The sequence below is a fragment of the Cellulosimicrobium cellulans genome (assembly GCF_024124905.1).
Lineage (GTDB): Bacteria > Actinomycetota > Actinomycetes > Actinomycetales > Cellulomonadaceae > Cellulosimicrobium > Cellulosimicrobium cellulans_G.
In genome coordinates this window covers 234,140-247,249 of the sequence record NZ_JAMXST010000002.1, presented here as the reverse complement: position 1 = coordinate 247,249, position 13,110 = coordinate 234,140, and the positions used below count along the sequence as shown (strand labels likewise).

At 75.7% G+C, this 13,110-nt stretch carries 10 protein-coding genes; 3 read left to right on the top strand and 7 right to left on the bottom strand.

Going from position 1 to position 13,110, the window contains the following annotated elements:
* Positions 1-77: 77 nt before the first annotated feature.
* Complete coding sequence (locus NHH00_RS06080; protein WP_253050965.1) at positions 78-1,568, bottom strand: NCS2 family permease; 1,491 nt, start codon at positions 1,566-1,568, stop codon at positions 78-80.
* 53 nt (positions 1,569-1,621) lie between these two features.
* Entirely contained in the window at positions 1,622-2,101 is a 480-nt protein-coding gene (locus NHH00_RS06075) for a nucleoside deaminase (protein ID WP_253050964.1), read from the bottom strand.
* Between the two features lie 429 nt (positions 2,102-2,530).
* Here NHH00_RS06075 and nhaA point away from each other — a divergent pair, with 429 nt between their 5' ends.
* On the top strand, positions 2,531-3,946 hold the full coding sequence (nhaA, locus tag NHH00_RS06070) for a Na+/H+ antiporter NhaA (RefSeq protein ID WP_253050963.1): 1,416 nt from the start codon (positions 2,531-2,533) through the stop codon (positions 3,944-3,946).
* Positions 3,947-4,698: 752 nt separating this feature from the next.
* Here the strand turns inward: nhaA and NHH00_RS06065 are convergent.
* Together NHH00_RS06065 and NHH00_RS06060 are read right to left on the bottom strand one after the other, a co-directional pair.
* On the bottom strand, positions 4,699-5,247 hold the full coding sequence (locus tag NHH00_RS06065) for a DsbA family protein (RefSeq protein WP_253050962.1): 549 nt from the start codon (positions 5,245-5,247) through the stop codon (positions 4,699-4,701).
* A gap of 148 nt (positions 5,248-5,395) precedes the next feature.
* Complete coding sequence (locus NHH00_RS06060; RefSeq protein ID WP_253050961.1) at positions 5,396-6,526, bottom strand: DUF2235 domain-containing protein; 1,131 nt, start codon at positions 6,524-6,526, stop codon at positions 5,396-5,398.
* A gap of 147 nt (positions 6,527-6,673) precedes the next feature.
* Here NHH00_RS06060 and NHH00_RS20990 point away from each other — a divergent pair, with 147 nt between their 5' ends.
* Positions 6,674-7,792, top strand: coding sequence for a M15 family metallopeptidase (locus NHH00_RS20990; RefSeq protein WP_253050960.1), 1,119 nt, complete (start codon positions 6,674-6,676; stop codon positions 7,790-7,792).
* A 50-nt stretch (positions 7,793-7,842) separates the two neighbouring features.
* Here the strand turns inward: NHH00_RS20990 and NHH00_RS06050 are convergent, their stop codons facing one another.
* The 3 genes from NHH00_RS06050 to NHH00_RS06040 all read right to left on the bottom strand — a co-directional run bounded on the left by NHH00_RS06050 (position 7,843) and on the right by NHH00_RS06040 (position 10,654).
* Positions 7,843-8,103 carry an acylphosphatase gene (locus NHH00_RS06050; protein WP_253050959.1) on the bottom strand — a complete coding sequence of 87 codons (261 nt, stop codon included), beginning with the start codon at positions 8,101-8,103 and terminating at the stop codon, positions 7,843-7,845.
* Complete coding sequence (locus NHH00_RS06045; protein WP_253050958.1) at positions 8,100-8,576, bottom strand: dsRBD fold-containing protein; 477 nt, start codon at positions 8,574-8,576, stop codon at positions 8,100-8,102. The genes NHH00_RS06050 and NHH00_RS06045 overlap by 4 nt, the downstream gene beginning before the upstream one ends.
* A 74-nt stretch (positions 8,577-8,650) precedes the next feature.
* Entirely contained in the window at positions 8,651-10,654 is a 2,004-nt protein-coding gene (locus tag NHH00_RS06040; protein ID WP_253050957.1) for a thioredoxin domain-containing protein, read from the bottom strand.
* 97 nt (positions 10,655-10,751) lie between these two features.
* Between NHH00_RS06040 and NHH00_RS06035 the strand changes: the two genes are divergently transcribed.
* Entirely contained in the window at positions 10,752-12,941 is a 2,190-nt protein-coding gene (locus NHH00_RS06035) for a serine/threonine-protein kinase (RefSeq protein WP_253050956.1), read from the top strand.
* Positions 12,942-13,110: the final 169 nt, after the last annotated feature.

Here is a 13,110-nt window from a genome sequence, read left to right as displayed (position 1 = left end):
CTCCCACGTTCCCGTGCACGCCGACGGGCCACCCGGAGGAGCGGGCGACCCGTCGGCCGTGCGGTCGATGTCGAGGCTCAGCCTCCCACGACCGCGGTCAGGGGACCGCGCACGAAGTACACGACGAACCCGGCCGCGACCACCCACAGCAGGGGGTGGACGTCGCGCGCCTTGCCGCACGCGAACCGCAGCAGGACCCACGTGACGAACCCGATCCCGATGCCGTTGGCGATCGAGTACGTGAGCGGCATGGTCACGATCGTGAGGAAGACCGGGAGGGTGACCGTGAAGTCGGTCAGGTCGATCTCCTTGATCTGGCCCATCATCATCGCGCCGACGACCACGAGCACCGCGCTCGCGACCTCGATCGGGACCACGGCCGTGAGCGGCGTGAGGAACATCGCGACGAGGAACAGCCCGCCGGTGACGACGGATGCGAGGCCCGTCCGCGCGCCCTCGCCCACGCCCGCGGCCGAGTCGACGAACACCGTGTTCGACGACGACGACGTCGCGCCGCCGACGACCGCGCCCACGCCCTCGACGACGAGCGCCGACTTGATGCGCGGGAAGTTGCCGTCCGCGTCGGCGAGGCCGCCCTGCTTGGCGAGCCCCGTCATCGTGCCCATCGCGTCGAAGAAGTTCGTGAAGAACAGCGTGAACACGAGCATCGTCGCCGCGAGCGCCCCGATCCGGTCGAACGCGCCGAACGAGAACTGCCCCAGCAGGCTGAGGTCCGGCACGGAGACGAGCGAGCTCGGCAGCGTCGGCACCGTGAGGTGCCAGCCGCCGGGGTTGTCGTCGGACGCCGGGCCGAGGTGCAGCACGGACTCGGCGACGATCGCGACGACGGTCGTCGCGACGAGACCGATGAGCAGACCGCCCTTGACCTTGCGCGCCACGAGGATGCCCATGGTGAGCAGGCCGACGACGAACACGAGCGTCGGGACCGACGTGATCGAGCCGCCGTCGCCGAGCTGGACCGGCGGCCCGCCCGGGGTGCGCGTGACGAACCCCGCGTCGACGAACCCGATGAACGCGATGAACAGGCCGATGCCGACGGTGATCGCCGCCTTGAGCTGGCGCGGGACGGCGTTGAAGATCGCCGACCGCGCGCCGGTCACGGCGAGCAGCACGATGAGCAGGCCGTTGACGAGCACGAGCCCCATCGCCTCGGGCCATGTCACGTCGCCGATGACGGCGACCGCGAGGAACGAGTTGATGCCCAGCCCGGCCGCGAGCGCGAACGGGAGGTTCGCGACGAGGCCGAACAGGATGGTCAGGCCGCCGGCGGCGAGGCCGGTCATCGCGCCGACCTGCGCCGTCTGGAGCCACCCGCCCGCGACGTCGACGGGTGCGTTCTCGGCGCTCGTCCCGCCGAGGATGAGGGGGTTGAGGATGACGATGTACGCCATCGCGAAGAAGGTCACCAGGCCGCCGCGGAGCTCGCGCCCCGTGGTCGAGCCGCGCTCGGTGATCCTGAAGAAGCGGTCCAGCCGGCCGGTGGCCGGGCCGGTGCCGCGTGCGTCGTCGTTCTCGGCGGTCTCCCGCCGCGTGCCGAGGAGGGTCACGTCCTTGTGTCCTTTCGGTGCGAGATCGCGGTGCTGATCGGCCGCGCGGCCGCTCAGTACTCGATCCGGGACTCGAGGACGCGCCACGCGTCGAACGGCGCGGTGGCGGTGGCCGTGCGCTCGTGCACGACCCGCATGCTCCGGTCGGCCGGGTCCGCGGCGAAGAAGTCGTAGAACTCGGCGTCGTCGAACCCGGCGCTCGCGGCGTCGTGGCGGTCGGCGGCGAAGTACACGGTCTGCACGCGCGCCCAGAGGGCGGACGCGAGGCACATGGGGCAGGGCTCGCAGCTCGAGTAGAGCGTCGCGCCGGTGAGGTCGAACGTGCCGAGTGCGGCGCACGCGCGCCGGATCGCGGTGACCTCGGCGTGCGCGGTGGGGTCGTTGTCCTGCGTGACCCGGTTGTTGCCCTCGAACACCTGCCCGTCGGCGGTGACGATCACGGCGCCGAAGGGTCCTCCGGCGTTCGCGACGCTGTCGACCGCGAGGGCGACGGCTCGGTCCAGGTGTGCTGCGTCCACGACAAGAGTGTCCATGGTGAGTCTCCACGGTTCGGGCAGCGACGCCGGGTGCTCCGCCTCCGGCTGTCCGGCTCGTCGGTGAGCCGGGAGGAGGCGGCCGGCGGGCCGCTGCAGGCGAGTTGTCACTTCCGCCTGGTAGGTAGCTGCCGGTGTCGGATCGATCGCGTCGACCACCGAGCGTGTCGCTCGGCCCGGGCCCGCCGTTGGCACGCACGACGCTAGCAGCGCGTGACCGAGGACACAAGAGATTCGGAAGAATTTTTCCACACTGTGGACAGGGCGGTGGAGAACTCCGCCGCACCCGGCCCGTTGCGGAAGGAACTCCCGCCCGGAAGAGTTGTCCCAGCGCAGGGCCGGCCCAGGGCTGGCCCGAAGGCCCGAAGATCCCCGCTCGCACGTCCGACGCCCGGGGGCGTCGCCCGTCCCCGACCACCCGGAGGCCCCGTGACCGAGCCCGCTCCGCCGTCCTCGTTCCCGATCGTCCGCGTCCCCGCCCGGCCGGGCCCGCCGCTGCGCTTCCAGCTGCGCCCCGTCGCGCCCTCCCTGCGGTCGTTCCTCGCGACAGAGGCGGGCGGCGCGGTGCTGCTGCTCGTCGCGACCGTCGTCGCGCTCGTGTGGGCCAACTCCGCCTGGTCGGGCGCCTACGACGACCTGTGGTCGGCGACCGCGGGCTGGCACGTCGGGCCCTGGTCGTTCGAGATGGACCTGCACCACTGGGTCAACGACGCCGCGATGGCCGTGTTCTTCCTCGTCATCGGGCTCGAGATCAACCGCGAGGTGACGAGCGGGGAGCTGCGCAACCGGCGGACCGTCGCAGTGCCTGCGCTCGGTGCGCTCGGCGGCCTCGCCGTGCCGGCGCTCATCTACGTCGCCTTCAACGCCGGGTCGCCCGCGCAGCACGGATGGGGCATCGTCATGTCGACCGACACGGCGTTCCTCGTGGGCATCCTCGCCCTGTTCGGACCGCGCTGCCCCGACCAGCTCCGGCTGTTCCTCCTCACGCTCGCCGTCGTGGACGACATCGGCGCCATCACCGTCATGGCGCTCTTCTACACCGACGACCTCTGGCTCCCCGGGCTCCTCGTCGCCGCCGTGCTCGTCGTCGTGATCGTCGTGCTGCGGTGGCTCGGCGTGTGGCGTCTGGCGCCGTACGTCCTCGTCGGGATCGCGCTGTGGGGCGCGGTCTACGCGTCCGGCGTCCACGCGACGCTCGCCGGCGTCCTCGTGGGGCTGCTCGTCCCGTCGCGCTCGTCGCGTCCCGTCGACGTCGCGGTCGTGCCCAAGTACGCCAAGCGTCTCGCCCAGGAGACGACGGCGGAGCGCGAGCACCTCACCGAGCTCGCCGCGCGCGCGGCGGTGCCCACGAGCGAACGCCTCCAGCGCGTCCTGCACCCGTGGAGCGCGTACGTCGTCGTGCCCGTGTTCGGCCTCGCCAACGCGGGCGTGCAGCTCGACGCCGAGTCGCTGCGGACCGCGGCGACGTCGCCCGTGACGATCGGCGTCGCCGTCGCGCTCGTCGTGGGCAACGCCGTCGGCATCTTCGGCGCCGCGACGCTCGCCCTGCGCCTCGGGCTCGGCGACCTCCCGGGCAGGGTGCGCTACTCGCACCTGCTCGGCGGCGCGATCCTCGCCGGCATCGGCTTCACCATCTCGCTCTTCATCGCCGAGCTCGCGTTCGACGACGAGGCGCTCATCGAGCAGGCCAAGATCGGCATCCTCGCCGGCTCGCTCGTCGCCGCCGTGCTCGGCTCCCTCGCCCTCCGGTTCGTCGGCGAGCGCTGGCCCCTGTGCTCCCCCGGCGCCGACGGCCCCCCGCCCGAGCTCCCACCCCTCCCCTGGCGCCCACCGGCGACCACCTGAGCACCCCACCCCGCGAGGGAGAACCCTGGTCGGGCGAGGGGAACCCTGGTCTGGTCGCAGGCCCGCGAGGTCGGGTCCGCGGCGCGGGTGGCCTCGGTGCTCGGGGCTGCGGCGCCGTCACCCCGGTCACTCGGCCGTGGTTTCGAGGAGCGCCGCTCTGACGCCCCTTCGCATCCGAGCCCACCCCCACCGCTCGGCGATCGTCTCGCCCGGAGACGCCGGTCGCCGCTCGCGACCATCGGTGGCCCGCCGAGGCCGGGTCCCCGTATCGGCTCGGCATGAGCCCGACCAGGCGGTCCTGGTGGGTCGAGCAGGCGAGGTGGGTTCGTCCCGCGCCGGACCCGCCCGAACCACCTGCTCGACGACGGTGCCGTGACCGGCCGCCCGTTCCGGGCGCGGCGGTGCGGCGGCCCGGCTGGCGACGCGGCACGGCCGGCCGCGCGCCGCGGCTGGCCGCGCGGCACGGGCCGAACCCAGCCCCGCGGGCGGTCACCCGAGGTGAGGGCCGACCAGGGCGAGACAGAGCCGGGCGGGGTGGGTGGTGGTGCCGCGTCGTGGTCGGGCCTGGCGGGAGCCGCGAGGAACGAGCGGCGGATGGTAGACGCGGCACCACCACCCACCCCGCCACCCAAGGTGACCAGACCGCCATCGGGCACGAAACCAGGCCTCTACCTGGGCTGACCACGCCTCTACCTCGGCCTACCAGGGCTCTACCTCGCGCAACCCTGGCTCTACCTCGCGCGACCGCGGCTCTACCTCGGCGGGGCGGTGGCCTCGATCGCGGTGCGGAGGCCGTCGGCGGTGACGCGGCCGCGGTAGCGGACGCCGTTGACGAACAAGGTCGGGGTGCCTTGGACTCCCAGGGTGAGGGCGTCGGCGTAGTCGCGCTGCACGGGGGCGGCGTACTGCTGGGCGGCGTCCCCCACGACCGAGGCGCCGTCGAGGCCGAGCTCCTCGGCCCGGTCGGCGAGGCCGGCCTCGCCGAGCTGGTCCTGGTGCTCGAACAGCGCGGCCTGCATCTCCCAGAACCGACCCTGCGCCGCAGCGGCCTCGACCGCGAGCGCCGCGGAGAGCGCGTGCGGGTGGATCTCGAAGAGCGGGAAGTGCCGGAACACGAGGCGCACCTCGCCGCCCGACGACTCGACGACCTGCCGCAGCACGGGCGCGGCGGCGGCGCAGTACGGGCACTCCAGGTCGCCGAACTCGACGATCGTCACGGGCGCGTCCGGGTCGCCGAGCACGTGCGCGTCGGCGGGGACGAGCTGCTCGGCCGGGACGGGTGCTGCGGTCTGCTCGCTCACGCCGCCCAGCATGGCACGGGGCGGGCGCGTCGCACCCGGCGAGCGGACGGCGTCGTCCCCGCACCCCGGGCAGGCGCGGCGGTGCGTCCACGTCCGGGCCGTCGCCGATCAGCGATCGCCCGTCGACCGTGCGTGTCCGGCCGTTCCGTCACGCGAGGACGAGCGGCCGGTCCTCCCGGGCGCCGCCGGGGACCGGCTCGACCAGGCGGTCCAGGCCAGGCCCGGCGCTCTCGCGCCACCACGTGACGTTCCGGGCGTGGCGGGCGTACTCGGAGTCGGGGTCCGCCGTGAGGGACGCCGCGGTCTGGGCGAGGTACACGGCGTCGACGGTGTCCGGCGGGGTCGGGACACCGGCGAGCACGCGTCGGTCGCCGCGGAAGCGCGGGCGCGGGTGCAGGCGCTTGAGGAGGTTGAGCGCACCGAAGAGCAGGCCGGGGCGGAACCGGCACACGAACTCGTCCTCGTGGTGGAGCTGGGCGAACAGCCGGTGCTCGTCGAACGTGAGCCCGCGCGCGATCGCCTCGCCGACCATCCACAGGAGCGCGGTGTCGGAGAGCGCGCGGGCGCGGGCCCCGCCGCCGACGTCGCTGTGCCCGCCGGGGAACCACACCTGCTTGACCCGGGCCGCCATGGAGACGGGGACGTCCCACAGGCACGGCTCGAACGTGATGCGGCGGTCGTCGATCGCGAGGGCCTGCCGGGCGCACTCGACGTCGGTCGACAGGCGCAGGTCGTGGAACCGGCTGCGCCGGCGCGACAGACCGGGGACCCCGAGCGCGCCGACGGTGTCGAACACCCCGAGGAACGCGACGGGGACGTGGTCGTGGCAGTGCTGGGCGCGGAAGGCCGCGGCCTGCTCCGCCCGCTGGGCGGCGTCGCGCACGCGGTAGATCCGTTCGGCGTCGCACAGGTGATCGCGCGCGAGGGAGTCCTGGGTGAGCAGCCCGACGGTCGCGACCATGCCGACGACGCTGCGGGCGGTGTACGCGCCGCGGCTGAACCCGAACACGTAGATCTCGTCGCCGGGCTCGTAGTTGAGCGCGAGATGGCGGTAGCCGGCGACGACGTTGCGCGTCAGCCCGCACCCGAAGGCCCCGCCGAGCAGGCGGTCGACGAGGTAGCCCTGCGCCCCGACCCCCTCGACGGAGAACACCATCTGCTGGACGCCGTCCGGTCCGATGCCGGTGCGGACCGAGCGCGCGATCTTCTCGATGTTCGACACGCTCGCGTTCACCGGCGAGTTCCACGTGCCGTCGCAGCACAGCACCAGCCGCTTCATGGCCCCTCCCCACCTCGCCCCGGCACCGTCGCCGGGGACACCATCTGGGGAGGGTCCGGCGGGGATCGTGATACTTCGGTGAGCGTGTCCCCGCACACCCGGCGAACGGTCCGGGGGCACCCGCGGGGTGGCGTAGGTTCTGGCGGTGTGACCGTCACGAGCACCCCACCCTCCACCGGCCCCTCGGGCTACCCGACCGGGCGGGAGCGGCGGCATGCCCGGGGGACGGGCCGGCGCCGCGGCGTGTGGGTCGCGGTCGTCGTGACGCTGGCGCTCCTCCTCGGTGCCGCCGGCGGCGGGCTGGTCTGGTACCGGGGGTCGACCTACGACGACCTGGCCGCGCAGGCCACCACGGCGCAGACCCTGCTCACGACGTCCGACGGCAAGGTCGCCGACCCTGCGGTCCGGGACGCCCTCGCGGTCGAGGTCGACGACGCGCGCGCCCTGCTCGGGGCATCGTTCGTCGACCGGATGACGACCGGCACGACGGGCGCGACCGCGTCCCTGGAGCAGGCGTCGCAGGCCGTGCACGCCTCGATGCTGGAGCACGCGCGGGCCCAGGTCGAGGCGGCCCGCACGAGCCTCGCGCCCGTCCAGGAGCAGGGCGAGAAGATCTACGCCGCCACGGAGGGCCTGGGCGCCGACGAGGCGGTGCGCGCCCGGCTCCGGGAGGCGCTCGACGCGGCCGCGGCGACGGCGGAGACCGCCGGGGCGGGTGCGGCCGCCGACGACCTCGCCGCCCTGGAGCAGGCCGTGCTCGACCTGGAGGCCGACCTGGCGTCCGTCGCCACGTCGACCGAGGAGATGTCGACCGCGCAGGACGCCGTCTCCTGCCCCGCGCCGGACCAGGTGTGGGACCCCGACGGCGGACGCGTGCCGGACTCCGCCCTGGCCGCGATCCCGTGGTCGCCGTCGGACCGCGTGCGGGCCGACGTGCTCGACGGCCTCGTCGCGCTCGACGCGGCGTACCTCGAGCGGTTCGGCGTGCACCTGACGATCAACTCCTCCTACCGCACGTACGAGGAGCAGGCGGGCCTCTACGACCCGTCGTCGCCGATCGCCGCGCCGCCCGGCTGCTCCAACCACGGTCTGGGGTTCGCCGTCGACCTGGGCGGCGGCGTCCAGGCGTTCGGCACGCCTCAGTACGAGTGGCTCAAGCAGAACGCCGAGACCTTCGGCTGGACGCACCCCGACTTCGCCGAGCCGGACGGCCGCGTGCCCGAGCCGTGGCACTGGGAGTCGGTCCTGGCCCGCGCGGACTCCTGAGCGGTCGCCCGACCCCGCGCCCGCGTCGGTCCGCGCCCCGCGCGACGGCGTCACCCCTCGCGCGCGTCGACGTCGACCCGGGTGACGTGCCCCGGCGTCGGGCCGTCGCGCAGCCACGCCACGAGCCGGTCGACGGCGTCCCGCGGCCCGGTGGCGACGACCTCCACCGTGCCGTCGGGACGGTTCGTCGCCGCCCCGTCGAGGCCCAGCACGGTGAGCCGCTCGCGCGTCGCCCAGCGGAACCCGACGCCCTGCACGCGCCCGTGCACGACGGCTCGCAGGGCGACCGGCGCGTCGGGCGACCGCGTCACAGGTGCACGTGCGCCGGGACGCCCGTCGACGACTCGATGTCGGACTCGGCGTCGTCCAGCAGCCGGTCCGCGAGCCGCCGCAGCGCGCGCCCGACGGCGATCTCGTCACCGATGAGCGGGACGTCCAGGTCGTGCGGGTCCCGCCGCGCGCGCCCGACCGTCCGCACGTGACCGGGCACCTCCGCGACCAGCACGGCCTCCGCCGTCGTGCGACCTTCCGACTCGACGACGCTCACCTGCACGCGCCACACCTTGGTCGAGCCGGCCCCGCTCCCGGCCTCCGCGCCGGGCACGTGCTCGACGTAGCTGTCCGACCCCGGGTAGACGAGCGTGCGCTCCCCCGTGTCGGTCCACTCGACGAGGTACGGGGGCGACCCGTCCTCGTGCCGCAGCTCGACCACCACCCCGTCGCGCACCGCTCCGCCGACGACCCCCGAGGCGGTCACGATCCTGTCCCCGACCGATGCCCTCATGGCTCCTCCTCGTGCCGCACCGCTCTTCCATCATGCGACCGCGGTGGGACCCCTGCACCCCCGGGAGCCGGACGTCAGCCGCGGAGCTGGGCCCGCAGCGCGTCGGGGTCCGACGCCGGGAGCCGGCACACGAAGTCGGCGCACAGGTACGCGCCCGGTCCGCGGCCGGCGAGCAGCCCGACGCCGTCGACCGCGAGCGCCGCGGCGTCGCCGGGCGTCGCGCCGAGGAGCAGCGCGCCCGGGTGGTACCAGTCCCGCGCGACCTGCCGGTACGCCTCGCGGAGGTCCGGGTCCGCGACGAGCACGAGCTGGTGGGGCGGCTCGGCGAGCCCGACGGCGACGCGCAGCACCCCGGCCGCGCCGAGCGGGTGCTCGCTCGCCGTCGGCGACGCGGCGACGTGCGCGCGGGCGGCGTCCCGGTAGCGGGGCTCGCCCGTCGCGAGGTGGGCGAGCAGCGCGGCCCGCGCGGCCGCCGTCGTGCCCGACGGCACCGCGCCCTCCGACGCGTCCGCGGCGGCGCCCGCCGCGAGCCCGAGGCCGGTGAGCACGGGGTCGGTGCCCTGCGGGGCCCGCAGCTCGCCGTCTGCGCCGAGGGTCGCGTCGACGAGGCGCACGGCCTCGCGCACGTACCGGGCCTCTCCCGTCAGGCCGCCGAGGACGAGGAGCGCGGTCGCGAGCGCGCCGTGGTCCTCGAGCGTCGCGACGGCGCGCGACGCGACGCCCCCCTCCGAGGCCCGCACGAGCGTCCCGTCGGACCGCACGTGCGTCGCGAGGAGCCGGTCGGCGGCGGCGCGCGCCGCGTCGGTGAGGTCGGGCAGGTCGAGGTGGTGGCCGGCGCGCGCGAGCGCCTCGATCGCGAGACCGTTCCAGCCGGTGAGCACCTTGGTGTCGAGCCGGGGCGGCTCGTGACGCGCCCGCTCGGCGGGCGGGAGCAGGTAGTAGCCACCCTCGACGCGCTCGCCGTCGACGACGGACTCGGAGTCCTGCGCGCTCGCGAACGCGCCGTCGGCGAGGCGCAGCACGCGCAGCAGGAAGCGCCCGACGTCGGCCGCGACCCGCGCGGCGCCCTCGCCCGGGTCCGGCGTCCCGGGAGCGGGCGCGGGCGTGCGGAGCGGGCCGTCCACCGGCCCGGTGCGCCGGAGCACGGCGAGCGTCGTCGCGGCCGAGAGGAGCTGGGCGTTGTCGTAGAGCATCCGCTCGTAGTGCGGCTCCGACCAGTCGGGCCGGGTCGCGTACCGGAAGAACCCGCCGTCGACGTCGCGCAGCGGGCTCGACGCCATGGCATCGAGCGTGCGGCCGGCGAGGACGAGGGCGCGCCGCGCGACCTCGGGGTCCACGACGGACGACGCCGCCAGGTCGAGCAGGAGCTCGAGCGTCGGCGCGACGGGGAACTTCGGCGCGCCGCCGAACCCGCCGTGCACGCGGTCCTCCGCGGCCTCGAGCCGGTCGACGACCGTCCGCGCATGGTCGGCGAGCCGGCCGACCGGTCCAGCGTCGGCCCCGGAGGGTGCGCCGGGCTCCCCCGGAGCGGCGACCGTCGTCGCCGCGGCGCGCGGCACCCCCGTCCGCCGCCCCGCGGCCGCGTCCCGGAGCGCGGCGCGGATCGTCTCCCCCGTCTCGACGGCCTGGTCGCGCCGCAGCTCCCACGCCTGCGCGACGGCGTCGAGCACGTCCCGGAACGCGGGCCGCCCCGCCACGGGGACCGGCGGCCAGTAGGTGCCCGCGTAGAACGGGGCGCCGTCCGGCGTCGTGAACACGGTGAGCGGCCAGCCGAGGTCCGACGTGAACGCGCTCGCGGCGGCGAGGAGGCTCGCGTCGACGTCGGGGTGCTCCTCCCGGTCGACCTTCACCGCCACGAAGCCGCGCGCGAGCTGCGCGCCGACCGCGGGGTCGGAGAAGCTCTCGCGCGCCATGACGTGGCACCAGTGGCACGTCGCGTACCCGACCGACACCATGACCGGCACGTCGCGGCGCCGCGCCTCCCCGAACGCCTCGGCGCCCCACGGGTACCAGTCGACGGGGTTGTCGGCGTGCTGACGCAGGTACGGGCTCACGGCGTCGGCGAGGCGGTTGACCATGCGTCCCAGCCTGCCAGGTGGCGGCGCCGCGGCGAGCGGAGTCCAGAACGGGTTTGTCTGCTACGTCCAGGACGTGCGCGCTTGTAACGTTGCGCCCATGCCCGGCCCCGAGCAGTCCGTCCTCCCGGCGGCGACCGACGACGACACCCACCCGAGCCCGTCGTCGCCCGCGCCGCTGCCCCGGCGACCCGTCCGGCAGGTGCCGGCGAGCGGCGACCGCCGGGGCCCGTTCACCCTCGGCGAGGTGCTCGGGCACGGCGGGTTCGCGCACGTCTACCGTGCCACGGACGCGGGCGGCGCGGAGGTGGCCGTGAAGGTGCTCACGGGCCTGCAGGAGGGCTCGCGCGAGCGCTTCACGCAGGAGGCGCGCCTGCTGGAGGCCGTGGGCGGACGCGGCTTCCCCGCGTTCGTGCGCTCGGGTCTGGACGACGACCAGCCGTGGTTCGCCATGGAGCTGGTACCGGGCACCACGCTGCGCGAGCAGGTCCGCGCGTCGGGCCCGCTGGACGGGCGGCAGGCGCTGCGGCTGGCCTCGCAGGTCGCGGAGGCGCTGCTCGTGCTGCAGGAGCAGCACTGCGTGCACCGCGACCTGAAGCCCGCCAACATCATGGTCGACGGCGACCGCGCCGTCCTCATCGACCTCGGCATCGCCAAGCTGTTCGACACCGCGACGTCCACCCAGCCCGTCGGGACGCTCGCGTACATGGCGCCGGAGCTGTTCGCCCGGCGCGTGCACCCCCGCTCGGACGTCTACGCGCTCGGGCTGCTGCTGATCTTCGCGAGCACGGGCGTCGTCCCGGCCGACCTGAACTTCCTCGGCCGCGACCTCGAGGCCGAGGACCTCGTGCGCGAGGTGCCGGACGACCTCGTCGGGATGCCGGCCGGGATGGAGCTCGCCCCGTCCCCGGCCGAGCTGCCCGAGATCGACCCGCACCTGCAGGACCTGATCCTGTCGATGACGCGGTACCAGCCGAACCACCGTCCCGCGCTCGAGAGCGTCGCCGCGGTGCTCCGCGCCCGGCTCGCCGGGCAGGTCGCCGACGACACCCTGCTCCTCACGCAGCGGATCGTGGCGGACGGCGCCACCGCGGCCGAGCGGGCGCTCGGCCCCGTCGCCGGGCTGTCCGCCGCGACCGGAGCACCCGTCCGGCCCGGGCCGCCCGCGGAGGACGCGCCGACCGGGACCGACGCCGTCGTGGGTCGGACCCGGGAGCCGTGGCACGCCCTCGTGTACGACGCCACGCTCATGAGCGTGCTCGCCGAGGTGCACGGCGACGGGTTCGACGGCGCGGCCTCGGAGGTCATCGCCGACCACGTGGCGAGCATCGGGGCGCACGTCGCCGACGGGCGGACCCCCGCCGAGCTCAAGGACTGGCTCTGGCAGGCGATGCAGTGGCAGGCCGCCACCCCTCCTGCCGGGCACCCGGACACCCTGCGCGGGTGGCGGGCGTACCGTCGCCCGCCGCACGTGACGCCGGCCCGGCCCGCGCCCGTGGTCCGCGTCGCCCGGCTGCGCACCGACGAGCCCGACGGCGTCCCGGCGCGCGGCGCGGCAGGCGGACGTGCCTGGCCGGTAGCCGTCCGGCGGGTCTCCACGCTGGGCCGACCGCCGTCGGGGGCGGCCCCCGCGGAGCCTGCGCCCGCGGCCGTCGCGGGGACCCGGGTGATGGACTCCCCCGACCTCGTCGCCACGCAGGTCGGGCGCCCGGTCCCGCCGTCGGTCCCGCCGCGCCGGAGCCCGGTCCAGCACCTGGGTCCCACACCGCGGTCGGCTCGGCCGCGCGTCACGGGCGCGGCCGTCACGAGCGCCCCGGCCCCGCCGCCCTCCGTCGCGCAGCAGACCGCTCCCGCGTTCCCGGCGCCGCCGCAGCAGCCCGCGGCGCCGACGGCCGGGGCGTCGTCACGGTCGAGAGCGTCGTCGCGGTCGGCAGCGTCCTCGCGGTCCGCGGCGTCGTCGCCCGTGGCCCGGTCCCGGATCGGGGGCGCGCTCCTGCGCGCGCTGCCGCCCCTGCTCGCAGTCCTGGCCGTGCTGCGCACGCTGTGGCTCGTGCCCGACGGCGCGGCCCGGCAGAGCGAGCCGTTCATCCCGCTGCCGCCGCAGCTCCTGGAGACCCTGCGCGTCTCGGTCGACCTGGCCCCGCTCGTCGACGGCCCCGTGCTCGCCCTGGCGGCGCTCGCGGTGGCCGTGGTGCTGCGCGTCGCCGGGCGGCGGACGTGGGTCTGGCCGTACGCGCTCCTCGCGTCCGCGTCCGTCGTCGCCACGGCGGTGCTCGTCCTGCGCGGCTGAGCTGCCGTCGCGAGACGGCCGGTACCAGGCGGCCGTCGGGCCACCCTCGGGCCGCCGTCTGGCCGCCGTCGGGCTGGCGTCAGGCCAGCGTCGGCCTGGCGTCAGGCCGGCGTCGGGCTGGCGTCAGGCCGGCGTCGGGCTGGCGTCAGGCCGGCGTCGGGCGGCACCG

What these genes read in the sequence shown, in the direction of transcription:
- NHH00_RS06075 (WP_253050964.1), bottom strand. Translation starts at nt 2,101, where the DNA reads ATGGACACTCTTGTCGTGGACGCAGCACACCTGGACCGAGCCGTCGCC.
- NHH00_RS06035 (WP_253050956.1), top strand. Translation starts at nt 10,752, where the DNA reads ATGCCCGGCCCCGAGCAGTCCGTCCTCCCGGCGGCGACCGACGACGAC.
- NHH00_RS06060 (WP_253050961.1), bottom strand. Translation starts at nt 6,526, where the DNA reads ATGAAGCGGCTGGTGCTGTGCTGCGACGGCACGTGGAACTCGCCGGTG.
- NHH00_RS06045 (WP_253050958.1), bottom strand. Translation starts at nt 8,576, where the DNA reads ATGAGGGCATCGGTCGGGGACAGGATCGTGACCGCCTCGGGGGTCGTC.
- NHH00_RS06040 (WP_253050957.1), bottom strand. Translation starts at nt 10,654, where the DNA reads ATGGTCAACCGCCTCGCCGACGCCGTGAGCCCGTACCTGCGTCAGCAC.